Origin of the sequence: Pseudomonas sp. ChxA (assembly GCF_030263855.1) — a bacterium.
Taxonomy (GTDB): domain Bacteria; phylum Pseudomonadota; class Gammaproteobacteria; order Pseudomonadales; family Pseudomonadaceae; genus Aquipseudomonas; species Aquipseudomonas fluorescens_CB.
The window spans coordinates 748630-770922 of the sequence record NZ_JARPMK010000002.1 but is presented as its reverse complement, the minus strand read 5'-3'; the positions used below and the strand labels follow the sequence as shown (position 1 = coordinate 770922).

At 57.4% G+C, this 22293-nt stretch carries 20 protein-coding genes, 4 tRNA genes and 1 pseudogene; 18 read left to right on the top strand and 7 right to left on the bottom strand.

The window, feature by feature from the left end:
* The first annotated feature begins 9 nt into the window (after positions 1 to 9).
* From ileS to ispH, 4 genes are all read left to right on the top strand, one after another.
* Positions 10 to 2841, top strand: coding sequence for an isoleucine--tRNA ligase (gene ileS / locus P5706_RS29285; RefSeq protein WP_285683690.1), 2832 nt, complete (start codon positions 10 to 12; stop codon positions 2839 to 2841).
* Positions 2834 to 3346, top strand: coding sequence for a signal peptidase II (lspA, locus tag P5706_RS29280; protein ID WP_138816904.1), 513 nt, complete (start codon positions 2834 to 2836; stop codon positions 3344 to 3346). Before ileS ends, lspA begins: the two co-directional genes overlap by 8 nt.
* 7 nt (positions 3347 to 3353) lie before the next feature.
* Positions 3354 to 3791: an FKBP-type peptidyl-prolyl cis-trans isomerase gene (gene fkpB, locus P5706_RS29275; RefSeq protein ID WP_010213263.1), complete on the top strand. Its 438-nt coding sequence runs from the start codon at positions 3354 to 3356 to the stop codon at positions 3789 to 3791.
* A gap of 204 nt (positions 3792 to 3995) precedes the next feature.
* Complete coding sequence (ispH, locus tag P5706_RS29270; RefSeq protein WP_138816903.1) at positions 3996 to 4943, top strand: 4-hydroxy-3-methylbut-2-enyl diphosphate reductase; 948 nt, start codon at positions 3996 to 3998, stop codon at positions 4941 to 4943.
* On the opposite strand, the pseudogene P5706_RS29265 reads toward ispH, so the two are convergent.
* A pseudogene (locus P5706_RS29265) lies at positions 4897 to 5483 on the bottom strand (GspH/FimT family pseudopilin). The gene ispH and the pseudogene P5706_RS29265 overlap by 47 nt on opposite strands.
* A gap of 213 nt (positions 5484 to 5696) precedes the next feature.
* On the opposite strand from P5706_RS29265, the gene pilV reads away from it, so the two are divergent.
* From pilV to thiO, 5 genes are all read left to right on the top strand, one after another.
* Positions 5697 to 6182 (top strand): type IV pilus modification protein PilV, encoded by a 486-nt coding sequence (gene pilV / locus P5706_RS29260; protein WP_285683686.1) that lies wholly within the window; start codon positions 5697 to 5699, stop codon positions 6180 to 6182.
* Positions 6179 to 6886 carry a prepilin-type N-terminal cleavage/methylation domain-containing protein gene (locus P5706_RS29255; RefSeq protein ID WP_285683685.1) on the top strand — a complete coding sequence of 236 codons (708 nt, stop codon included), beginning with the start codon at positions 6179 to 6181 and terminating at the stop codon, positions 6884 to 6886. Before pilV ends, P5706_RS29255 begins: the two co-directional genes overlap by 4 nt.
* Positions 6887 to 6892: 6 nt before the next feature.
* A complete protein-coding gene (locus P5706_RS29250) occupies positions 6893 to 7417 on the top strand; it encodes a pilus assembly PilX family protein (RefSeq protein WP_285683683.1) in 525 nt (174 codons plus the stop codon).
* Positions 7418 to 7431: 14 nt separating this feature from the next.
* The gene (locus P5706_RS29245) at positions 7432 to 7833 is read left to right on the top strand and encodes a type IV pilin protein (protein ID WP_200432628.1); all 402 of its coding nucleotides are present in this window, start codon (positions 7432 to 7434) and stop codon (positions 7831 to 7833) included.
* Positions 7834 to 7895: 62 nt separating this feature from the next.
* Positions 7896 to 9005 carry a glycine oxidase ThiO gene (thiO, locus tag P5706_RS29240; RefSeq protein ID WP_285683680.1) on the top strand — a complete coding sequence of 370 codons (1110 nt, stop codon included), beginning with the start codon at positions 7896 to 7898 and terminating at the stop codon, positions 9003 to 9005.
* Here thiO and P5706_RS29235 read toward each other — a convergent pair.
* Complete coding sequence (locus tag P5706_RS29235) at positions 8992 to 9225, bottom strand: PP0621 family protein (RefSeq protein WP_285683678.1); 234 nt, start codon at positions 9223 to 9225, stop codon at positions 8992 to 8994. The two genes, thiO and P5706_RS29235, sit on opposite strands and share 14 nt — an antisense overlap.
* A gap of 126 nt (positions 9226 to 9351) precedes the next feature.
* Entirely contained in the window at positions 9352 to 10377 is a 1026-nt protein-coding gene (locus tag P5706_RS29230; protein ID WP_200432631.1) for an outer membrane protein assembly factor BamD, read from the bottom strand.
* 149 nt (positions 10378 to 10526) lie between these two features.
* Here P5706_RS29230 and rluD point away from each other — a divergent pair, with 149 nt between their 5' ends.
* From rluD to P5706_RS29195, 7 genes are all read left to right on the top strand, one after another.
* Positions 10527 to 11489 carry a 23S rRNA pseudouridine(1911/1915/1917) synthase RluD gene (gene rluD, locus P5706_RS29225; RefSeq protein WP_110622036.1) on the top strand — a complete coding sequence of 321 codons (963 nt, stop codon included), beginning with the start codon at positions 10527 to 10529 and terminating at the stop codon, positions 11487 to 11489.
* Positions 11486 to 12211 carry a peptidoglycan editing factor PgeF gene (pgeF, locus tag P5706_RS29220; RefSeq protein ID WP_285683674.1) on the top strand — a complete coding sequence of 242 codons (726 nt, stop codon included), beginning with the start codon at positions 11486 to 11488 and terminating at the stop codon, positions 12209 to 12211. The genes rluD and pgeF overlap by 4 nt, the downstream gene beginning before the upstream one ends.
* Before the next feature lie 149 nt (positions 12212 to 12360).
* The gene (clpB, locus tag P5706_RS29215; protein WP_200432633.1) at positions 12361 to 14925 is read left to right on the top strand and encodes an ATP-dependent chaperone ClpB; all 2565 of its coding nucleotides are present in this window, start codon (positions 12361 to 12363) and stop codon (positions 14923 to 14925) included.
* Between the two features lie 303 nt (positions 14926 to 15228).
* Positions 15229 to 15304: transfer RNA gene (locus P5706_RS29210), tRNA-Asn, on the top strand.
* Positions 15305 to 15314: 10 nt separating this feature from the next.
* A tRNA-Pro gene (locus P5706_RS29205) sits at positions 15315 to 15391 on the top strand.
* A 5-nt stretch (positions 15392 to 15396) separates the two neighbouring features.
* Positions 15397 to 15472: transfer RNA gene (locus P5706_RS29200), tRNA-Lys, on the top strand.
* 188 nt (positions 15473 to 15660) lie between these two features.
* Positions 15661 to 15737, top strand: a tRNA-Pro gene (locus P5706_RS29195).
* Positions 15738 to 15906: 169 nt separating this feature from the next.
* On the opposite strand, the gene P5706_RS29190 is transcribed toward P5706_RS29195, so the two are convergent.
* Together P5706_RS29190 and mobH are read right to left on the bottom strand one after the other, a co-directional pair.
* Positions 15907 to 17226, bottom strand: a complete 1320-nt coding sequence (locus tag P5706_RS29190) for a site-specific integrase (RefSeq protein ID WP_008432853.1) — start codon at positions 17224 to 17226, stop codon at positions 15907 to 15909.
* A complete protein-coding gene (gene mobH / locus P5706_RS29185) occupies positions 17223 to 19109 on the bottom strand; it encodes a MobH family relaxase (protein WP_008432854.1) in 1887 nt (628 codons plus the stop codon). The genes P5706_RS29190 and mobH overlap by 4 nt, the downstream gene beginning before the upstream one ends.
* Positions 19110 to 19314: 205 nt before the next feature.
* On the opposite strand from mobH, the gene P5706_RS29180 reads away from it, so the two are divergent.
* Both P5706_RS29180 and P5706_RS29175 read left to right on the top strand, forming a co-directional pair.
* Positions 19315 to 19803 (top strand): hypothetical protein, encoded by a 489-nt coding sequence (locus P5706_RS29180; protein ID WP_019821334.1) that lies wholly within the window; start codon positions 19315 to 19317, stop codon positions 19801 to 19803.
* Between the two features lie 235 nt (positions 19804 to 20038).
* Positions 20039 to 20362: an Ac45/VOA1 transmembrane domain-containing protein gene (locus tag P5706_RS29175; protein WP_008432855.1), complete on the top strand. Its 324-nt coding sequence runs from the start codon at positions 20039 to 20041 to the stop codon at positions 20360 to 20362.
* Positions 20363 to 20394: 32 nt separating this feature from the next.
* On the opposite strand, the gene P5706_RS29170 is transcribed toward P5706_RS29175, so the two are convergent.
* Together P5706_RS29170 and P5706_RS29165 are read right to left on the bottom strand one after the other, a co-directional pair.
* Complete coding sequence (locus P5706_RS29170; RefSeq protein ID WP_008432856.1) at positions 20395 to 21909, bottom strand: conjugal transfer protein TraG N-terminal domain-containing protein; 1515 nt, start codon at positions 21907 to 21909, stop codon at positions 20395 to 20397.
* Entirely contained in the window at positions 21906 to 22286 is a 381-nt protein-coding gene (locus tag P5706_RS29165; RefSeq protein ID WP_008432858.1) for a hypothetical protein, read from the bottom strand. Before P5706_RS29165 ends, P5706_RS29170 begins: the two co-directional genes overlap by 4 nt.
* Positions 22287 to 22293 lie beyond the last annotated feature (7 nt).

The window sequence follows — 22293 nt, the reverse complement described above, 5'->3', positions numbered from 1 at the left end:
GAGCCTTAAATGACCGACTATAAAGCCACGCTAAACCTTCCGGACACCGCCTTCCCAATGAAGGCCGGCCTGCCACAGCGCGAACCGCAGATCCTGCAGCGCTGGGACAGTATTGGCCTGTACGGAAAGTTGCGCGAAATTGGCAAGGATCGTCCGAAGTTCGTCCTGCACGACGGCCCTCCTTATGCCAACGGCACGATTCACATCGGTCATGCGCTGAACAAAATTCTCAAGGACATGATCCTGCGTTCGAAAACCCTGTCGGGCTTCGACGCGCCTTATGTTCCGGGCTGGGACTGCCACGGCCTGCCGATCGAGCATAAAGTCGAAGTGACCTACGGCAAGAACCTGGGCGCGGATAAAACCCGCGAACTGTGCCGTGCCTACGCTACCGAGCAGATCGAAGGGCAGAAGTCCGAATTCATCCGCCTGGGCGTGCTGGGCGAGTGGGACAACCCCTACAAGACCATGAACTTCAAGAACGAGGCCGGTGAAATCCGTGCCTTGGCCGAAATCGTCAAAGGCGGTTTCGTGTTCAAGGGCCTCAAGCCCGTGAACTGGTGCTTCGACTGCGGTTCGGCCCTGGCTGAAGCGGAAGTCGAGTACGAAGACAAGAAGTCCTCGACCATCGACGTTGCCTTCCCGATCGCCGACGACGACAAGCTGGCCCAAGCCTTTGGCCTGTCGAGCCTGCCAAAGCCTGCAGCCATCGTGATCTGGACCACCACCCCGTGGACCATCCCGGCCAACCAGGCACTGAACGTGCACCCGGAATTCACCTATGCCTTGGTGGACGTCGGTGATCGCCTGCTGGTGCTGGCTGAAGAAATGGTCGAAGCCTGCCTGGCGCGCTACGAGCTGCAAGGTTCGGTCATTGCCACTACCACCGGCACCGCACTGGAACTGATCAATTTCCGTCACCCGTTCTATGACCGTCTGTCGCCGGTTTACCTGGCTGACTACGTCGAACTGGGCTCGGGTACTGGCATTGTTCACTGCTCGCCGGCCTACGGCGTGGATGACTTCGTCATCTGCAAGAAGTACGGCATGGTGAATGACGACATCATCAACCCGGTGCAGAGCAACGGCGTATACGTGCCGTCGCTGGAATTCTTCGGCGGCCAGTTCATCTTCAAGGCCGACCAGGCGATCATCGACAAGCTGAGCGAAGTCGGTGCGTTGGTGAAATCCGACACCATCAAGCACAGCTACATGCACTGCTGGCGTCACAAGACCCCGCTGATCTACCGCGCTACCGCGCAGTGGTTTATCGGCATGGACAAAGAGCCGACCAGCGGCGACACCCTACGTGTGCGCTCGCTCAAAGCCATCGAAGAGACCAAGTTCGTCCCGGCCTGGGGCCAGGCGCGCCTGCACTCGATGATCGCCAACCGCCCGGACTGGTGCATCTCCCGCCAGCGCAACTGGGGCGTGCCGATCCCGTTCTTCCTGAACAAGGAAAGCGGCGAGCTGCACCCACGCACCGTCGAGCTGATGGAAGCAGTGGCGCTGCGTGTTGAACAGGAAGGTATCGAAGCCTGGTTCAAGCTGGACGCTGCCGAGCTGTTGGGCGACGAAGCGCCGCTGTACGACAAGATCAGCGACACCCTCGACGTATGGTTCGACTCGGGTACCACCCACTGGCACGTGCTGCGCGGTTCGCACCCGATGGGCCACGCCACCGGCCCGCGTGCCGACCTGTACCTGGAAGGCTCGGACCAACACCGTGGCTGGTTCCACTCGTCGCTGTTGACCGGCTGCGCCATCGACAACCACGCGCCGTACCGCGAACTGCTGACCCACGGCTTCACCGTCGACGAGACGGGCCGCAAGATGTCCAAGTCGCTGAAAAACGTGATCGAGCCGAAAAAGATCAACGACACCTTGGGCGCCGACATCATGCGTTTGTGGGTCGCGTCGACCGATTACTCGGGTGAAATCGCCGTGTCGGACCAGATCCTGGCCCGCAGCGCCGATGCCTACCGCCGTATCCGTAATACCGCACGCTTCCTGCTGTCGAACCTGACCGGTTTCAACCCGGCCACCGACATCCTGCCGGCCGAGGACATGCTCGCCCTGGACCGTTGGGCCGTGGACCGTACCCTGTTGCTGCAGCGCGAGTTGCAGGAACACTACGGCGAATACCGCTTCTGGAACGTCTACTCCAAGATCCACAACTTCTGCGTGCAGGAGCTGGGTGGTTTCTACCTCGATATCATCAAGGATCGCCAGTACACCACCGGCGCCAACAGCAAGGCGCGCCGCTCGGCGCAGACCGCGCTGTACCACATCTCTGAAGCGCTGGTGCGCTGGATCGCACCGATCCTGGCCTTCACCGCCGACGAACTGTGGGAATACCTGCCGGGCGAGCGTAACGAATCGGTGATGCTCAACACTTGGTACGAAGGCCTGACCGAATTGCCGGCCAACTTCGAACTGGGCCGCGAGTACTGGGAAGGCGTAATGGCCGTCAAGGTCGCGGTGAACAAGGAGCTGGAAGTTCAGCGCGCGGCCAAGGCCGTTGGTGGCAACCTGCAAGCCGAAGTCACCCTGTTTGCCGAGGAAGGCCTGAGCGCCGACCTGGCCAAGCTGAGTAACGAACTGCGCTTCGTGCTGATCACCTCGACCGCAAGCCTGGCACCATTTGCCCAGGCGCCAGCGGACGCCGTGGCCACTGAAGTACCGGGCCTCAAGCTCAAAGTGGTCAAGTCGGCCTTCCCTAAGTGCGCCCGTTGCTGGCACTGCCGTGAAGACGTCGGCGTGAACCCGGAGCATCCGGAAATCTGCGGTCGTTGCGTCGACAACATCAGCGGTGCTGGCGAGGTTCGCCACTATGCCTAATGCTTCCAGTCGTTTCGGACGTCTGGGTTGGCTCGTGCTGAGCGTGCTGGTCCTGGTCATTGACCAGGTCAGCAAGGCTCACTTCGAAGGCTCCCTGCAGATGTTCCAGCAGATCGTGGTCATTCCTGACTACTTCAGCTGGACTCTTGCCTACAACACTGGCGCAGCCTTCAGCTTCCTGGCTGACAGCGGCGGCTGGCAGCGCTGGCTGTTTGCCCTGATTGCCGTGGTGGTCAGTGCGGTGCTGGTGGTGTGGCTCAAACGCCTCGGCCGCGATGACACCTGGCTGGCAATCGCCCTGGCCTTGGTGCTGGGCGGCGCGCTGGGCAACCTGTACGACCGCATTGCCCTGGGCCATGTGATCGACTTTATTCTGGTGCATTGGCAGAACCGCTGGTATTTCCCGGCGTTCAACTTTGCCGACAGCGCCATCACCGTCGGTGCAATCATGCTGGCGTTGGATATGTTCAAAAGCAAGAAAACCGGAGAGACCGTCAATGACTGATCAGGTATTGGCTGAGCAACGCATCGGCCAGAACACGGAAGTCACTTTGCATTTCGCATTGCGCCTGGAGAATGGCGACACGGTCGACAGCACGTTCGACAAAGCCCCGGCGACCTTCAAGGTCGGTGACGGCAACCTGCTGCCGGGTTTTGAAGCGGCACTGTTCGGTTTCAAGGCCGGCGACAAGCGCACCCTGCAGATCCTGCCGGAAAACGCCTTTGGCCAGCCCAACCCGCAAAACGTGCAGATCATCCCGCGCTCGCAGTTCCAGGACATGGACCTGTCGGAAGGCCTGTTGGTGATCTTCAACGATGCGGCGAACACCGAGCTGCCCGGCGTGGTTAAAACCTTCGATGACGCGCAAGTGACCATCGACTTCAACCACCCGTTGGCCGGTAAAACCTTGACGTTTGACGTTGAAATCATCGACGTTAAAGCGCTCTGACTGAAGAATTCGGCCTAATGTAGAGGCGGGCTTGTTGTGGCGAGGGAGCTTGCTCCCGCTGGAGTGCGGAGCACTCCCAAAGGGTTCACCGAGAGACACCAGATGTCTCTCGAACACCCAGGTTGGGACTGCTTCGCAGCCCAGCGGGAGCAAGCTCCCTCGCCGCACAAGCGCGTTTGCACAGGGCAAGACACGAGGCACAGCATGCAAATCAAACTCGCCAACCCCCGTGGCTTCTGCGCCGGTGTGGACCGGGCGATCGAAATCGTCAATCGCGCCCTGGAAGTGTTCGGGCCGCCGATTTACGTGCGCCATGAAGTCGTCCACAACAAATTCGTGGTTGAAGACCTGCGCGCGCGTGGGGCCATCTTTGTCGAAGAACTCGACCAGGTGCCGGACGACGTTATCGTCATCTTCAGCGCCCACGGTGTGTCCCAGGCCGTACGTACTGAAGCGGCCGGCCGCGGCCTCAAAGTGTTCGACGCCACCTGCCCGCTGGTGACCAAGGTACACATCGAAGTGGCGCGCTATAGCCGCGACGGCCGTGAGTGCATCCTGATCGGTCACGCCGGTCACCCGGAAGTCGAAGGCACCATGGGCCAGTACGACGCCAGTAATGGCGGCGCCATCTACCTGGTGGAAGACGAAAAGGACGTGGCCGAGTTGCAGGTGCGCAACCCTGATCGCCTGGCCTTCGTAACGCAAACCACGCTGTCGATGGACGACACCAGCCGTGTGATCGATGCACTGCGCACACGCTTCCCGGCGATTGGCGGACCACGCAAGGACGACATCTGCTACGCCACGCAAAACCGCCAGGACGCGGTCAAGCAACTGGCCGACGAGTGCGATGTGGTTCTGGTGGTGGGTAGCCCCAACAGTTCCAACTCCAACCGCTTGCGCGAACTGGCGGAACGCATGGCCACTCCGGCCTACCTGATCGATGGCGCTGAAGACATGCAGCGTAGCTGGTTCGATGGCGTTGAGCGCATCGGCATCACCGCAGGTGCTTCGGCTCCAGAAGTATTGGTGCGTGGTGTGATCCAGCAACTGCAGGCCTGGGGGGCCACCGGCGCGGATGAATTGGACGGCCGCGCAGAGAACGTCACGTTCTCGATGCCCAAGGAACTACGGGTTCGTTCGCTGCTCTGAGTGCAACGGTGCTGGAGCCCTTCTCGCACAGCGCCTGTTCGGTGGCCTCACTGCGCAGGCTGATGCGCCCACTGGGTGCCAGCACCACTTGATAGAGGCTCTGTGCCGGGTCTGTGCCGCAGATGTGCACCGTACCGTACCGGCGCGGAAGCCACCTCCCGCAAACACCGGCTCACCCATGCCGCTGAAGCGTACCTGGCTCTTGACTGGCCCATTGCCGGCCATTGTCACGCCCCCGTTGTTCTGTCGTTCCAACACTATCGGGTTGCTGGCGTCCTGCTGGCCGTGCCCGCTCATGTCCACAATGACCTGCCATCCCTGGCCCCAATCGTTCGCAATGGCCTGAATGATCACCGCGCGATTGCGTGTGATCGCCTCAGTACGCGCCAATCGCAGGCCTTCGGCAAGCGAGTGGGCCGCCCCGCGTTGCTGCTGCGACGCAAGCAAACCCTTGAAGGCGGGCACTGCCATTTGCGCCAGGATACTGCCGAGGAACAGGCCGAACAGTAGTTCGATCAAGGTGAAACCGCGCTGTTGCATAGGCTGGTGCATAGTCTGTCCCTCCATGGACAAGGTAAATAGTTGGGGCAGACGTAGGTATAGCCTCCGGTAGCTGCGCCGAATGATGGCCTTTATGTCCAAAGTATTTCCCTTTGTTCCGATCGCAGCACAAGCCAAAAACCGGCGCTAGTCTTGGGACGCACAGCAGCTCTGCGCTGCTTTTTTCGGCCTTCGACACGGATGACGACGGTAATGCTTGCCTTCCCGAACAGACTTTTTCTCTGCGTGTTGCCTAGACAGCAAACCGGCATGACCCTGATCGAAGTGCTGGTGGCGGTGCTGATTCTCGCCGTCGGGCTACTGGGCGCCGCAGTGACCCAGCTCAATGCACTCAAGTACACCGACAGCTCAAGGATGACCAGCCAGGCCAGTTTCATTGCCTACGATATGCTCGACCGAATTCGCGCCAACTCAGGTGCCGACTATGCATGGGGGCTCGCACAACGTGCTCCCGCCAACAGCGCGACCGCCAGCGTGCGCGACCTGGACCTGCATGACTTCGAAGCCAATATCATCGGTTTCGCCGGCGCGGACGCCAAAGGCTCGGTGGTGATCAACGGTGGCGAGGTGACCGTTAGCATCAGTTGGGACGACTCGCGTGGGGCCAATACCCGTGGGGCGCGGGAAACCTTCACCCTCACCAGCCGCATTACCAGCGACCCGCAGGCGCCTCTATGAGGCGCTTTGTCCGTGGCTTCAGCCTGGTGGAGTTGTTGCTCGCGCTGGCCGTCGGGCTGCTGCTGGTGCTGGGTACCAGCCAGGTGGCCATCAGCGTTCGTGCGACTCAGGCCAGCCAACAGGCCGCCATGGCGCTGCAGGATGATGCGCGGTTTGTGCTGGGCAGGATGATCCAGGATATCCGCCAGGCGGGTATGTTCGGCTGCCTGGCGACAGCCGCTATCGACAACGCACCGGCAGCCTTCGATCAACCTGTCAGCTGGCATTCTGCTGGCAGTTCCTGGTCGCTGACGCTGGTTACTGCCGATGTTGCAGGTGAGGGCGGCACGCCTGACTGGACAGTGCTCTCTGACTGCCTGGCCACGGCCCAAGCCTACGCGGGTCGTTCACCGCCACCGATGCCCGGGCAGCTCCGGTTTGCGCTGCGCCAGCTCACCTACACCTTTGAAACGGGGCACTTGAAGGTCAGTACACCTGCGGCACCGGCCAAGGCAGTGCTGTTGGATAACGTGCAGGCGTTCGACATCAGTTTCGGCGTAGCGGGCACACCGGATTCACTTCAGACCGTGCGCTACGACGCCAGCCCTGCGGATGCATCGCTGATCCGCAGCGTACGCCTGCGCCTGACACTGCAAGACCCGACCGGGCGTGTGAAAGATCAGGCCTACAGCGTCGTAGCTGCCCTGCGAAACCGGTTGGGATAGCGCAGCATGCTCAATTATCAACGCTTTTATGCAGGGCAAACCGGCATGGTTTTGCTGATCAGCCTGGTGTTTCTGCTGGTGCTGTCACTGATCGGCCTGGCATCGATGCAAGGGGCGGTGTCGCAACAAAAGATTACCGGCAGCGTATGGCATCGAAACCAGTCATTCCAAAGCGCCGAAAGTGGCCTGAAGTTGGGTGAGTCGGTGATCCGACGGGCCGGCGCGACGCTGCTGGTGTGTCGGTCGATCAATACCTGTGCGCCGCCAGTGGAGTCGTCGCAGGTGGTAGAGGCTGGCACACACCCTGTTTCAGCGGTCACCTGGGTTGCCCTGAAGGGCGGCCTGTATGGCGTGCAATCCCTGGGAATGGGCAGGGGGATGGCGGGTTTGCCTGCCGAAACACCGGCCGCTTCGTACCGCGTGACGGCGGTTGGGAGCAGTGGTCAAGTGCGCACGGTACTGGAGGCAGTCTATGCGCAGGCAGAGGGAGACCTGAGCGTTCATCGAGTGCTATGGCGACAACTTCACTAATAAGGAGCGTATCAATGGGCAAGGATTGCCAAGGTTTTACCCTGATCGAGTTACTGAGCGCGGTCGCCATCATCGCGTTTCTGGCTGCAATTGCTTACCCCGTGTATACCGGCCAGGTGAAAAAAGCCTACCGCGCGCAAATCGTTGCACTACTGACTGAGCAGGCTCAGCACCTCGAACGTTTTTACACGCGCCACGGCACTTTTATTGATGCAACCAGCGCCAGTGCCGGCAATGATCACTATAGAATCAGCACTGCATTGAGCCCCGAGGCATTCACTTTGGTCGCCTCGCCTGCGGTCGGCGCCCTTATGGCGAATGACCCGTGCGGTGAGTTCAGCTTGTCCAGCACCGGGATGCGCAGCAATCCGGGCGCGATACCTGAAATGTCGCGCCAGGCGTGTTGGGGGCAATGATGAGAGTGCTGGATGAATGGGCGCCGGGTGCGCTTATCCCTTTTTATCGGCTGGATCAAATGATGGCTAAGCAACAGCAAGTGGTGATTGTCGGTGGCGGTGTTATCGGCTTGTTGACCGCGTTCAACCTCGCCACACAGGGGCAGGCCGTGGTGCTGCTGGAGCGCTCGGGTCTAGGGCAGGAGTCTTCCTGGGCGGGTGGCGGTATTGTTTCGCCGCTGTATCCATGGCGCTACAGCCCGGCGGTCACCGCACTGGCCCATTGGTCGCAGGATTTTTACCCGCAGTTGGCGGAGCGGCTGTTTGCAGCCACCGGGGTTGATCCAGAGGTTCACACCACAGGCCTGTACTGGCTGGACCTGGAAGATGAAGCCCAGGCGTTGGCCTGGGCTGCCCGCGAAGGCCGACCGTTGAGCAAGGTGGATGTGTCGGCCGCCCATGATGCCGTGCCGGTGCTGGGGGGTGGGTATTCCCAGGCAATCTACATGGCGGACGTGGCCAATGTGCGCAACCCGCGGCTGGTCAAATCCCTCAAGGCTGCGCTGTTGGCGTTACCGGGCGTAACCCTTCATGAACAGTGCGAAGTGCAGGGGTTTGTTATTGAAGGTGGCAACGTCGTGGGTGTGAATACCGCTGCTGGGCCGATCCTGGGCGACCAGGTGGTGCTGGCGGCGGGCGCCTGGAGCGGCGAAATACTCGGCAAACTGGGCCTGTCGCTGCCAGTGGAACCGGTCAAAGGCCAAATGATTTTGTACAAATGTGCGTCGGATTTTTTGTCGAGCATGGTGCTGGCCAAGGGGCGTTATGCGATCCCACGGCGTGACGGGCACATTCTGATCGGCAGTACGCTGGAGCATGAAGGTTTCGACAAGACCCCGACTGACTCGGCCCTGGAAAGCCTCAAGGCATCGGCGGTGGAGTTGATTCCCGCGTTGGCAGATGCGCAAGTCGTAGGCCACTGGGCCGGTTTGCGTCCCGGTTCACCGGAAGGTATCCCTTATATCGGTGAAGTGCCCGGTTTCAAAGGGCTCTGGCTCAACTGCGGGCATTACCGCAATGGGCTGGTGCTCGCGCCGGCATCCTGCCAACTGTTTGCTGACTTGCTGCTGGGGCGCACACCGATCATCGACCCGGCGCCCTATGCGCCCGCCGGTCGGATCAACGCTGGATAGACTTCGGCCCTTGTTCCAGGTGCGCCTGGGTGCAGTACCACTCCTGGCGTGAACTGAGTGCGCGATCCTGCGGCAGGTGCACGCCGCAGTGGGCGCAGCGCACCATCAAGGCCGCGCCTGGCTCGGCGGAGCGTTGCTGCTTGGCCGCCGGGCTTTTGAATTTGCGCCAGAACCATACCGCGGCAGCAATGACGGCAATCCAGAACAGTAGACGAAGCATGATGGGCAGTTTCTCGACAGGGAATGCGCCAGTTTAGCCAAGCGCGTGGCCAGCGCACAGTGCATTAATACGACGCCCACAAAAAAGGAGCCCCGAGAGGCTCCTTCTTGATGACGCAGTGTGCAATCAGTCGAACACGCCGAAGGTCATGTAGCTGAACCACGAACGGTCTTCATTGTTGCCCAGGGCCTGCGGTGCTTCTTCTTCGATCACGTCGCCATTGGCGTCATGCGGCTTGAGCTCCGAAGGAATGGCTTCCTTGGCGTCCTGGAACTGCTTCATCACGTCCTGGTTGGCGCGGGTTTCGCCCGGCGGCAACGGTGGACGGGAACTGATCAGGCCCAAGGTGTATTTGCTCAGCCACGAACGGTTGTCCGCTTCCGCAACCCGAGGCACGAACTGGCCGTCATTCAGGCTTGGGGAGTCTGGGTAGTTGAGCTTCAGGGTTTCCAGGCTGGTGGCTGCCAATGCATCCAGGTGCAATGCCTGGTAAGCCTGGGTCATCACCGCCAGGCCATCACCCACGGATGGGGTTTCCTGGAAGTTTTCCACCACGTAGCGGCCACGGTTGGCGGCAGCTACATACGCCTGACGGGTCAGGTAGTAGTCGGCCACGTGAATCTCGTAGGACGCCAGCAGGTTGCGCAGGTAGATCATGCGCTGCTTGGCGTCCGGCGCGTAGCGGCTGTTGGGGTAGCGGCTGGTGAGCTGGGCGAACTCGTTGTAGGAGTCGCGGGCAGCGCCAGGGTCACGCTTGGTCATGTCCAGCGGCAGGAAGCGCGCCAGCAGGCCAACGTCCTGGTCGAACGAGGTCAGGCCTTTCATGTAGTAGGCGTAGTCCACGTTCGGGTGCTGCGGGTGCAGACGGATAAAACGCTCGGCAGCGGACTTGGCAGCTTCCGGCTCCGCGTTCTTGTAGTTGGCGTAGATCAGCTCGAGCTGTGCCTGGTCGGCGTAGCGCCCGAACGGATAGCGCGACTCCAGGGCCTTCAGCTTGGCTGTGGCACTGGTGTAGCTATTATTGTCCAAGTCTTTTTGAGCTAATTGATACAACTCGACTTCGCTCAGGTTTTCGTCGACGACTTCCTTTGTTGACGAGCAAGCAGCAGTCATGGCGAGGATGGCGATCAGCAGCAGGTGTTTCACTTGCATGGCGGCTTGCGTCCCTATGACGGCCGCTGTCTTGGGCGGGGCCGTCCTGTTATGATGAGCGCCCCGTTGAAAGCCTCGGGGCAAAAGACGCCGTATTTAACCACAAGCGCGCAGCCGAAACCAAAGGCTGTGCCACGCCTAGTCTGAGCATGTCCGATAAAATTGAACTTCGCGCAGAGGTGCCGTCCGAATTGGGCGGCCAACGCCTCGATCAAGTCGCCGCACAATTATTCGCTGAGCACTCGCGCTCGCGCCTTTCCGCCTGGATCAAAGACGGCCGCCTGACTGTGGATGGAGCGGTTATCCGCCCGCGAGACATAGTCCATGGTGGTGCGATTCTTGAGCTGACTGCCGAGCAGGAAGCCCAGGGAGAATGGGTCGCCCAAGACATCGAGCTGGATATCGTCTATGAAGACGACGACATCCTGGTCATCAACAAACCCGCAGGCCTGGTGGTTCACCCGGCGGTCGGGCACGCTGATGGCACTTTGCTCAATGCCTTGTTGCACCACGTGCCGGACATCGTCAACGTGCCGCGCTGCGGCATCGTGCACCGCCTGGACAAGGACACCACCGGCTTGATGGTGGTGGCCAAGACCATTCAGGCGCAGACGCAGTTGGTCACACAATTGCAGGCCCGCAGTGTCAGCCGGATCTACGAATGCATCGTGATCGGCGTGGTGGTGGCGGGCGGCAAGATCAACGCTCCGATTGGCCGTCACGGCCAGCAGCGCCAGCGTATGGCGGTGATGGAAGGCGGCAAGCCGGCCGTCAGCCACTACCGTGTGCTGGAGCGTTTCCGGTCCCACACGCATGTGCGGGTCAAGCTGGAAACCGGCCGTACGCACCAGATTCGCGTGCACATGGCGCATATCAACTTCCCGTTGGTCGGAGATCCGGCCTACGGCGGCCGCTTCCGTATTCCGCCAGCGGCCAGCCAGACCATGGTTGAATCGCTGAAAACCTTCCCGCGCCAGGCACTGCATGCACGCTTCCTGGAACTGGATCATCCGACGAGCGGTAAGCGGATGAGCTGGGAATCGCCTCTGCCGGACGATCTGGTCTGGTTGTTGTCGCTGCTCAAGCAGGATCGCGAGGCGTTTATCGGATGAGTGACTGGCTGATTCCTGACTGGCCCGCGCCGTCGGGAGTCAAAGCCTGCGTCACCACCCGTGCGGGCGGCGTCAGTCTGGCGCCGTTCGACAGCCTTAATCTGGGTGATCATGTCGAGGATGACCTTGGGGCTGTCCTTGAAAATCGTCGTCGCCTCACCGATACCTTTGATATTCAACCGGCCTGGCTGCGCCAAGTCCACGGGGTGACCGTGGTCGAGGCTGATCCTTCGCGTATCGCTGAAGCCGATGCCAGTTGGACCAGCACGCCCGGCATCGCCTGCACCTCAATGACCGCCGACTGCCTGCCCGCGTTGTTCTGCAACCGCGCCGGTACCCGCGTGGCGGCTGCCCATGCCGGTTGGCGCGGGCTGGCGGCCGGTGTATTGGAAGCTGCCTTTGAAAGCTTGAATGCCGAACCCGACGACGTACTGGTCTGGCTGGGTCCTGCCATCGGCCCGCTAGCGTTTGAGGTCGGCCCCGAAGTGCGTGAAGCCTTCATGCAGCAATTGCCAACCACGGCCGAGGCCTTTGTACCCAGCCGCAACCCTGGCAAGTACATGGCCGATATCTACCAGCTGGCGCGCCTGCGCCTGGCCGCGCGCGGTGTCACTGCTGTATACGGAGGCGGTTTATGCACCGTCACCGATCCACGCTTCTTTTCCTACCGTCGCAGCCCGCGCACCGGTCGGTTCGCCTCCCTTATCTGGCTTGAGCGCTAGACTCTCCTGACTTGGATCTAGGCTGATCCACATCAACGATCAGCTGCTTGAATCTTGCAGAATCCACCCCATCTATAAGGGTATCTGGCAGGTTTCTTCATTCAGGATGTGTATTTCTAGCTCCGGCCTGCTCAAAAGGAAGGTGACTAATGCGTATTGATCGTTTAACCAGCAAATTGCAGTTGGCACTCTCGGACTCCCAATCCCTGGCGGTCGGCCTCGACCATCCGGCGATTGAGCCTGCGCACTTGATGCAGGCGCTCCTGGAACAGCAAGGTGGTTCTATCAAACCCTTGTTGATGCAGGTGGGCTTTGACGTCAACAGCCTGCGCAAGGAGTTGGGCAAAGAGCTCGACCAACTGCCGAAAATCCAAAACCCTACCGGCGACGTGAATATGTCGCAGGACTTGGCGCGCCTGCTTAACCAGGCCGATCGCCTGGCCCAGCAAAAAGGTGACCAGTTCATCTCCAGCGAACTGGTGCTGCTCGCCGCGATGGACGACAACAGCAAGCTTGGCAAATTGTTGCTAGGCCAGGGAGTGAGCAAAAAAGCCCTGGAAAACGCCATCAACAACCTGCGTGGTGGCGAGGCGGTGAATGACCCCAATCATGAGGAGTCGCGCCAGGCCCTGGACAAATACACCGTCGACCTGACCAAGCGCGCCGAAGAAGGCAAGCTGGACCCGGTGATCGGCCGTGACGACGAAATTCGTCGCACTATCCAGGTGTTGCAACGCCGCACCAAGAACAACCCTGTGCTGATCGGTGAACCTGGCGTGGGTAAAACCGCGATTGCCGAAGGCCTGGCCCAGCGCATCATTAATGGTGAAGTGCCGGACGGCCTTAAAGGCAAGCGCCTGTTGTCCTTGGACATGGGGTCGCTGATCGCCGGTGCCAAGTTCCGTGGCGAGTTCGAAGAACGCCTGAAGTCGCTGCTTAATGAACTGTCGAAGCAGGAAGGGCAGATCATTCTGTTTATCGATGAACTGCACACCATGGTCGGGGCCGGCAAAGGCGAAGGTTCGATGGATGCCGGCAACATGCTCAAGCCGGCGTTGGCTCGGGGTGAGTTGCATTGCGTTGGCGCGACCACGCTCAACGAATACCGCCAGTACATCGAAAAGGACGCAGCCCTTGAGCGCCGCTTCCAGAAAGTATTGGTGGAAGAACCGAGCGAAGAAGACACCATCGCCATCCTGCGTGGCCTCAAAGAGCGTTATGAGGTGCACCACAAGGTGGCGATCACTGACGGCGCGATCATTGCGGCGGCCAAACTGAGCCATCGCTATATCACCGACCGTCAGTTGCCGGACAAGGCCATCGACCTGATCGACGAAGCGGCCAGCCGCATTCGCATGGAGATCGATTCCAAGCCGGAAGTGCTCGATCGCCTGGATCGGCGCCTGATTCAGCTGAAAGTTGAATCTCAGGCCCTGAAGAAAGAAGAGGACGACGCAGCGAAGAAACGCCTGGAAAAACTTCAGGAAGAAATCCTGCGTCTGGAACGCGAGTATTCGGACCTCGAAGAAATCTGGACCTCGGAAAAAGCCGAAGTGCAGGGTTCTGCGCAGATCCAGCAAAAGATCGAGCAGTCCCGCCAGGAACTGGAAGCGGCGCGCCGTAAAGGCGACCTGAACCGCATGGCCGAGTTGCAGTACGGAGTAATCCCGGACCTGGAGCGCAGCCTGCAAATGGTCGACCAGCACGGCAAGCCCGAGAACCAACTGCTGCGCAGCAAGGTGACCGAGGAGGAAATTGCCGAAGTGGTCTCCAAGTGGACCGGCATTCCCGTGTCGAAAATGCTTGAAGGCGAGCGCGACAAGCTGCTGAAGATGGAAAGCCTGCTGCACCAGCGTGTCATTGGCCAGGAAGAGGCCGTGGTGGCCGTATCCAACGCGGTACGGCGCTCGCGGGCTGGCTTGTCCGACCCGAACCGTCCGAGCGGCTCGTTCATGTTCCTCGGCCCAACCGGCGTGGGTAAGACCGAACTGTGCAAGGCCTTGGCCGAGTTCCTCTTTGATACTGAAGAGGCCATGGTGCGGATCGATATGTCCGAGTTCATGGAGAAACACTCGGTGGCGCGCTTGATCGGTGCTCCACCAGGCTATGTGGGCTATGAAGAAGGCGGTTACCTGACCGAAGCCGTGCGGCGTAAGCCTTACTCGGTGATCCTGCTGGATGAGGTCGAGAAGGCTCACCCGGATGTGTTCAACATCTTGCTGCAGGTGCTGGAAGATGGCCGGTTGACGGACAGCCACGGGCGTACGGTGGACTTCCGCAATACGGTGATCGTGATGACCTCCAACCTGGGCTCGGCGCAGATCCAGGAGCTGGTCGGTGATCGTGAGGCCCAGCGCGCTGCCGTGATGGATGCACTGACCTCGCACTTCCGCCCGGAATTTATCAACCGGGTCGACGAAGTGGTGATCTTCGAGCCACTGGCACGGGATCAGATCGCGGGTATTACCGAGATCCAGCTGGGCCGCCTGCGTAGCCGCCTGGCCGAGCGTGAGCTTGACCTGGAGCTGAGCAGCGAGGCGTTGGACAAGCTGATCGCGGTGGGTTACGACCCGGTGTATGGCGCACGGCCTTTGAAACGTGCGATTCAGCGCTGGATCGAAAACCCGTTGGCGCAGTTGATCCTGTCGGGCAGCTTCATGCCGGGGACCAGCGTGGCGGCCACGGTGGAGAACGACGAAATCGTCTTTCACTAAGCCCAGCCTGTAAGGCGATAAGAGGAGGCCCCGCATTGCGGGGCCTTTTTTTTCGATAGGGCGTTGAACTGTAAGGCAAAGGCTTGTAAAGTGCGCCCCGCAGCAACGTCAGCCCACGGGTTTCTTCTCCCCAAGAAGAAATCAGAAACAAGCGCAAATCATTGTCTTAAAAGCAATTTAAAGGGTTGACAGGGGTTTTTAAGATTGTAGAATAGCGCGCCTCAGAGACGTGAACGTAGCGATACGGACAAGTCGAAGAGAAGGTTGTAAAGCAGTAGAAGTTGTAAATTTGAAATATGTAGTTCCGTGATAGCTCAGTCGGTAGAGCAAATGACTGTTAATCATTGGGTCCCAGGTTCGAGTCCTGGTCACGGAGCCAATTTCAAAACCGGGGTATAGCGCAGTCCGGTAGCGCGCCTGCTTTGGGAGCAGGATGTCAGGAGTTCGAATCCCCTTACCCCGACCATTTTTGGGTCGTTAGCTCAGTTGGTAGAGCAGTTGGCTTTTAACCAATTGGTCGTAGGTTCGAATCCCACACGACCCACCATTTTTGAAACCAGTTGACGCTGGAATCAAATCTTAGAATCAGAGGTTCTAGCTCTGATAGAGGCGGTTTTACGGTTTTGGAAAGTGTTACAGCACTTAGATATCGCCGTAGACATGCAGCCGTCTGAGGCGAACAGTAGTTTCGGTTCGTCATGATGTCAATGTGCATAGGCTTTGCGATGCGCATTCCGGGGTATAGCGCAGTCCGGTAGCGCGCCTGCTTTGGGAGCAGGATGTCGGGAGTTCGAATCCCCCTACCCCGACCATATTTAATGAAAAAGGCGTCTTTATGACGCCTTTTTTTGTGCCTTGAGCAAAGTCGTACCGTTCGTCTGGAAAAAATCCGGATTTCGACCTGGTTCTTTATTCCGGGCATGCGAAAGCCTCTGGCCAACCAGAATTCCCTATAGCCAGTGCGCTTTGATTATGAGCGTACTAGGGCGATGCTCTGGAAAATGATGAGCTTCGCATTGAATGCTCAGTTGAGGTGCGTTTCCTGAATGTGCCGACACCAAGCCCGCTCGCCATTAGCGTCAATAGTAGACTCTGCTCTACTTGATCTACTGGTGGGTCCATAGAGCATGTCATTGACTCGCGATGCAGTTGCGCAGATGCGAGCTCGAGAGCCTTCTGTAGCGCGCTTCGGCCAGTCGACTTGGTCCGCCGATCAATACTGACCTCTGTGCTGCTAGATTGTTGTGGAGCTGGCAGCTTCTTGGGCTCTGGTTGAGCGGTTTCCTGTGAATGCACACCTATTTTGGCGGGTAAGGGGGCAGAGGGTTTGCCACTTGGATCAACCCGTGTCACTCGGCTCAGAGCGCCCTGAGCCCGACTCCGCTCATGTAGAACAGCACGCATATGGTCGTAGTCCGCCTCTATGTAATTCATCGTTGTCGCTAGATTCGAATGATTCAGCAGGCTTTTCGTGAGATGAATGTTTCGCTCAGGCTGCTTCATCAAGTCTGTTGCTAATGTGTGCCTGAAGCGGTGAGGGGTCATGCGCACGCCGATCTTATCGGTGAGCTTGCCGTACATTGACTCCACCTGGTCGATGTTCATTTCCTTGCCATGGAAGTGACGAGAGAATCTGTTGACGTTGAACAGCTGATCGTCTGGTGAAAAACCGATTTTCTCGGCCTCCCCCAAGATCCTGGATAAGTGTGGAGCGAGTCCTTCCATAATGGGGAGGAAAAACTCCCGATGGGTCTTCTCTGTTTCACCGCGGACCAAGATCATCTGGCTGTCCCAGTCGATATCTTTGTAACGCAGGCACAGCAGGGCATTCAGACGTATGCCTGTGTAATAAAACATCTCGAAGACGCTGAGCCAGAACCAGGCAGGTGTGATCTGGCTACGTTCATGCGTACAACGTTCTTGGCCTACAAGGGATATGAGCCAGTTGCGTGCTCGTTGGATGGCGTCTCCATTGATTGTCTTGCTGGCTCGCTTTGGTGGGATAACGCTGGTTTTCTTGAATGGGTTGATCGTGGTATGGGTCATCAGGCCGTGTTCTATGGCGTAGCCCCAAACAGTTCGAAGGTGATTTGAATAGGTGTTCCAGCTGCGTTTGGATAATCCGTTCTCAAGGACTTTTTTTCGCCATGTCAGAACCGCACGATGATCGATCTCCTCAACTGAGGCCGTTCGGAAATGCTTGAGTAGTGCTTTGGTCGAGGCGCGATAGATCTTTGCACTGGCAGGCCGCAGATCATGGGCAAAGATGTATTCCTCCGTCAGATTCGAGGGCGTCGTCATTGTGGCGGCTCCGTTGCTTCTGACTTCAAGGACAGGCTGATATTGTCGAAAGGGACCTCAGAGAAGATTGTTCGCGGGTCTAGTAGTAAGTACCCCTTGAGCTGCTTGGATTTTCGAGGTCCAACAACGTCACAGGTCCAAATATTCAAACTCTTATGCGTTTTTCGATGAAGTTTCTGTTTCTCGAAACTACGTTGAACCAGCTGCCAGGCGCTGACTTGCTGTACTTTGGCTTGCTGTTCGATATGGGGGAATTCAAGGACGTAGCGTTTGAAAATTCCAGGCGTTACCAGCATAGCGGTCCCTGCTACGGTATGAACCAGCGCTTTGGTATCGTTGATAATGATGGTCCGGGATGCGATGCCTTTCTTAAGCCATTCAACAAATCCCTGACCGATCTCGGTGTTATTGCTAGGCATCGGAGTGACTTCTTCGATTATTGCTAAAGGCGCACCTCCTTGATTGGAGGTTTGGGAAGGCTGGATTTCATCCAGTTTCGGAGGCGCGGTATGTGCCGCTGAGACCGCTTTGTTTTTGGTGTCTTCTGATGGCTCATTGATGTTACCAAGGAGCGCCAGTAGCTCGTCAAATTCATCTGTACTGCTCGAGGAATGCTGAGGTAGTTCGAACGGTGATGGCTGTGCCGGTGCTAAAGGCGCCGGCACAGGGCTGGATTGAATTTCCGAAGGCAACTTTTTGGCCGGTGTGGCGACGGTATTTTCAGCTGCAGAGTCTTCTACCGGGTTGCCAGCTTCTACCTCAAGAGTCCCAGCGTAAGCTGTGGGCCGATCACTTGGATCATTCCAGATCAGTGCCGGTGAGAGCTTCAGCAGGGTGAAGGTGTTTCGCCAGCCACGACCATTGTCTATCGTGGCTTTCCAGATTGCCTTGTCTTGGGCATTGGTTTGGATTACCCCCTGATCTTGCAGCATGTTGAAGAAAGGCGCATTCGTACTGGGTACACCTTCAACGCCTTTGGTCAGCAAATAGGCTCGCAATTGATCAGCAATAGGCTTGCTAACCAGCCAAAGAGCATCCTGTGTCAGCCATCCATCTGACGGTCCATCGGGTTGATTCAGTTTGAATGTATCTCGGACCAGGTGACGCAACCCATCTGCTAATTGACGCTGCAAAGACTGTTTGGGCGCGGACAGCGCGCGGGCTGGATTTCCACCGAGCTCCTGTGCGACGGACGCCTGATCGGCCTTGACCACGATCTCTCCCAAAATGCCGGCATGTTCGTACTGACCAGCCAAAATGAAGATTAACTGCGACCACACTTCGGGGAAATTACTGAGCCAATCTAAGATTTCTGAGGAGAGGATCTGCGCGTAGATCAGTGCGGCAGCGGCTCCGTGAAGTTGGTAGTTGCGTCCTTTCACGTAACGGAATCGATAGGGACGATCGATTGGGCCGTGCCACGGGTGCCAGGTTTTACCTCCTGCCAGCTCGACGTGCACGTCGACGGCGATCTTGCCGAGGTCGTGTATCAGAGCGCCGTAAGCCGCGGCGGCAGTCCAGGCCTCAGCCTGTGCTGATTGAGACTCCGGCGGTGCGCCTATAGGAAGCAGGTAGCTCTGTCGAATTTTCAAGGCATAGGCGACGATTTCAAGCCCGTGATCCAGCATGCCGCCAGGGTGTGCATGATGGTGGTTTTGCGAAGCAGGGAGCTGCTGGACCAACTCCGCGTAGCGCTCAAGTGGACGCCTATAGAGCTCGACAAACTGTGAGCGAGATAACGATGCGCGCTGCCAAATGTTCTCCAGTAGTTTCTGACGGCGCGGCGATGCCAGTAGTGCTTGGCTAGAGGCCGGCTGTATAAAACCGTTAGGGGAGGGGCTTTGGGCGGGTAGCGCTTTATTGCGGCGGAAAATAGAGAACATCGCCTGCTCCGTAAATGATTCATGGGGCAGGCTTTTCTCCTATCAAAGGGGGGGCGAGCAAGGGGAAAGGATCACTGGTTGCCTCGGGTATTTCTTTTGGCGAAGAGCCATCTTTCTATGGTGGTGACGGAGAAAGGAATGCAGAATTATCGTCGTTTCGGTCTAAGGGCACGGGGCCGCAGATCGACTATGTGAGGAAAAAATGATGGTTTCACTTCGCTACGCTACGAAATCAACCTCAGATAATGTTTGGGCACTTTGTGATTTGATACGTGACAATAAGTGTGATGAGATCATTCTTTTTGCTAGTGTAGGGAATGATCTTGATGATGAGGAAGCAAGGTGGGACAACAACCTTCCTCTGGTTGTCGCCTTAGCTAAATATATTATTCCTCACGTTGATAGCGTCTTGGTCATTTTTGATGGAGTGTTTCTAACCGCTGCGCGTTCCGCTCGTTATGGTGAAGTACGTGAACTGCTGGATGTAGCTATTGCGTCTGACAAGGTTTATTACTCTGGGCAGAGAGCCCCACTTACTAGCGAAATGACTCCTGACGAGGCTGTTTCAACTCTTATTAATTTAGGTTCTATCCAACCGTTGACGGTTGAGTCCAGAGCTGAATACTTTTCTTTGCTTAGTAATTTTACAGAAGACGAGTTAGTTGAAGTTTATTCGACTCGCGAGATGCGTTGATGAGATTGGACCTTTTTCCCGCTGAAAGCGGCCCTTTCGGGTAAGGCTTTTACCCTTGTGAACCATTCCATTCGCTTCTACAAAACCTTTTACCTTTTGGGCCATTTTTGTTGTGAAAGGGGGGCATCTGGTGCTGAAGGCAAAGGCCGTTTGTCTCATGATCTTGCAGCATAGAAAAATCGGTATTATAAGTAATGTCAAATCGCCCCTAGACCGGGTAAGAAGGAGACGCACCATGACCGCACAGACCTCTCAGGGAGTAGCAAGTCGCTTAGGCTATGGCCTGGGTCAGGCTGCGCGCCTCGTTTGGTGCAGTCAGAACCGTACCCTGCGTTGGGTCAAGCGTCTGGTTGTGGCTGCCGTACTCCTATATTTTTCTGCAGACATTTTCAGCGGGATTATCAGCGTTGCAGTATTTACCTTGGTTTTGGGTGGAGGGCTCTGGGCGTTGAATCACAGACCTACGCCTCGCAGAAACCAGATAGAGTATGGTCAATGCTATGGCCCCGATGGCTATGGGTACTATGTTGCTGGTCAACGTGTAGACGACGATGATTAAGGGTCTCATATCAATGATATGAGACCCTTACGTTACATAACGCTACGTTTGACAGTATTCACCCCTTCCTGACCTGCCTTTTGAACATCTTTTGTTCCGCTGGTAAGGCCTTCCAATGCTTTTCCTGCGCTCACCCCTGCCCATCCCAGCGCGCCCATCCAAAACACTGGCAGGATGATGAACATCGAGCCCATCACGAAGTTTAAGATTGCGTCCTGGGTGGCAGTGTTCAAACCCATCACAGGATCAAATGATAAATGCGGAGAACCGGCTCCATATAAAGCGTCCAATATCGTGGTATCGACCCATCTAGCCAGTTGAAACCAAAAGTCCACGAATATCAGAGCGAAAAAAACAACGGACATAGTCATGGCCACTTTTAGTTGGTAAGCCCCGACGATTAGCACCAAGGGAATGCAAATCACCATCGCCATTTTCAAGAACGCCATGACCATCGGTAGCGCCTGGCGAACCATGTCCATCGCTGGAAAATAGGCCATAGATCCTAATGCAACCCCGAGAGTCCCCGCTGCCCGGGCTGCACCATTCCACACAGTTCCGTCGATTTGTCCCCCGTAGTCCGTATAAACATCCCCTTTCACCTGGTTCGACGGCGAGACCAGTTGCCGGACAAGCGAGTCAGTGACTTCGTCCGGGGACAACCACTTTGCCCAGCCGAGCATTTTGGTCATGAGGTCCGGCGACACTTGAGCCTTGATACGGTCCCGCAGTCCCACTCCGCTATCTGACCACCATTGTTTGCAAGTTGGATAGCCCCCACCTCCACCCACTTGTGGTAAACCCACATCACGAGATGCGTTATAGGGCCATGATGCCCTTGGAGTTTTGGAGTAGTCCGTGTCGTAATAACCCGAGGTGTTCAATAAATAGTGCGAACCAATCCAGCTGAGTTCCTGCGCAAAACGAGGGTCATTCCCTTGCGCTCCCAATTCGGGTTGGCGCATGAATAATCTGGCACGGGAGGGTCCATAGCAATCGTGCGTAAAGTCGCCAATTTCCTGAGCCAATAGCGGGTTGTTGATCTTGGTGTTGCTAACTTCCATGCGTACTTGCCGTAAATCAGTCCCGCAGGGAATTGCTGCTACAGCGCCATTGGTTAATCCCTTTGATAATGCATGCATTAATGCCCACCACATGGGCATCTGGGCACTCTTTCCTGCCAGTGAGCTGAATGTTGTGTTCCAGCCTGTGTCTGTGGGTTTAGGTAAGTTGTATTGACATTGCTGAGCTCTACTCTGGTCAAATGCCAAGGTATCAAAACTCACATTGACGGCTGGTACAGCGAAGAATGCGACTACGATGTAGCCAACGTAGATATTGGTTTCGATACGTGCCAGTGAGAGAACGCCTTTGTTGCCCTCATCGGCCCCCTCACCACGGACTTTCAGCCACTCTCGAATAACGATGATGCAGAAGGGGAGGGCGAATAGACCGGTATCTGAAATCATCGCCCAGATACCATTGTTGATGATCCAACCGACCAACGTCAGGTAGTACTCTAAATAGTCATTGGTGTAGAGCGTCACAGAACACCCCCTGCCTGATACAGCACCTTGCTCAGTTCAACCATCAGAAATAATAAGATCACCATTATCTCGATCTTCAACAGGCCTTTGCGCCGTTTCGAGCGTTCTGAGTTCGATAACCGTACCTTGAATTTGAACCAGGCAACGGTCAGTGCGATATAAAGCATTAGGCGCCAGGTAAAGAGCGGCCAATAGTGGTCGGTGCGCCAGGCTTGCCATTGCTCGGCGCTGTCGAACATGTTCATCAGGACAGCGCTGAGTAGGACTACGAGGGCGGCAGTCGCGAGCAAAACACCCAGAACAAGCAGAATGCTCCTCCCGGTTCGTCGAACCAGCGAACGGTTGGGAGCGGCGACAGGCTCCTGTATTTCGGTCATGGCCTTT

What these genes read in the sequence shown, in the direction of transcription:
- pilV (WP_285683686.1), top strand. Translation starts at nt 5,697, where the DNA reads ATGCTTGCCTTCCCGAACAGACTTTTTCTCTGCGTGTTGCCTAGACAG.
- ispH (WP_138816903.1), top strand. Translation starts at nt 3,996, where the DNA reads ATGCAAATCAAACTCGCCAACCCCCGTGGCTTCTGCGCCGGTGTGGAC.
- P5706_RS29235 (WP_285683678.1), bottom strand. Translation starts at nt 9,225, where the DNA reads ATGCTTCGTCTACTGTTCTGGATTGCCGTCATTGCTGCCGCGGTATGG.
- P5706_RS29230 (WP_200432631.1), bottom strand. Translation starts at nt 10,377, where the DNA reads ATGCAAGTGAAACACCTGCTGCTGATCGCCATCCTCGCCATGACTGCT.
- P5706_RS29250 (WP_285683683.1), top strand. Translation starts at nt 6,893, where the DNA reads ATGCTCAATTATCAACGCTTTTATGCAGGGCAAACCGGCATGGTTTTG.
- P5706_RS29175 (WP_008432855.1), top strand. Translation starts at nt 20,039, where the DNA reads ATGACCGCACAGACCTCTCAGGGAGTAGCAAGTCGCTTAGGCTATGGC.
- lspA (WP_138816904.1), top strand. Translation starts at nt 2,834, where the DNA reads ATGCCTAATGCTTCCAGTCGTTTCGGACGTCTGGGTTGGCTCGTGCTG.
- clpB (WP_200432633.1), top strand. Translation starts at nt 12,361, where the DNA reads ATGCGTATTGATCGTTTAACCAGCAAATTGCAGTTGGCACTCTCGGAC.
- P5706_RS29245 (WP_200432628.1), top strand. Translation starts at nt 7,432, where the DNA reads ATGGGCAAGGATTGCCAAGGTTTTACCCTGATCGAGTTACTGAGCGCG.
- P5706_RS29165 (WP_008432858.1), bottom strand. Translation starts at nt 22,286, where the DNA reads ATGACCGAAATACAGGAGCCTGTCGCCGCTCCCAACCGTTCGCTGGTT.
- P5706_RS29190 (WP_008432853.1), bottom strand. Translation starts at nt 17,226, where the DNA reads ATGACGACGCCCTCGAATCTGACGGAGGAATACATCTTTGCCCATGAT.
- pgeF (WP_285683674.1), top strand. Translation starts at nt 11,486, where the DNA reads ATGAGTGACTGGCTGATTCCTGACTGGCCCGCGCCGTCGGGAGTCAAA.
- rluD (WP_110622036.1), top strand. Translation starts at nt 10,527, where the DNA reads ATGTCCGATAAAATTGAACTTCGCGCAGAGGTGCCGTCCGAATTGGGC.
- thiO (WP_285683680.1), top strand. Translation starts at nt 7,896, where the DNA reads ATGGCTAAGCAACAGCAAGTGGTGATTGTCGGTGGCGGTGTTATCGGC.
- P5706_RS29255 (WP_285683685.1), top strand. Translation starts at nt 6,179, where the DNA reads ATGAGGCGCTTTGTCCGTGGCTTCAGCCTGGTGGAGTTGTTGCTCGCG.
- ileS (WP_285683690.1), top strand. Translation starts at nt 10, where the DNA reads ATGACCGACTATAAAGCCACGCTAAACCTTCCGGACACCGCCTTCCCA.
- P5706_RS29180 (WP_019821334.1), top strand. Translation starts at nt 19,315, where the DNA reads ATGGTTTCACTTCGCTACGCTACGAAATCAACCTCAGATAATGTTTGG.
- mobH (WP_008432854.1), bottom strand. Translation starts at nt 19,109, where the DNA reads ATGTTCTCTATTTTCCGCCGCAATAAAGCGCTACCCGCCCAAAGCCCC.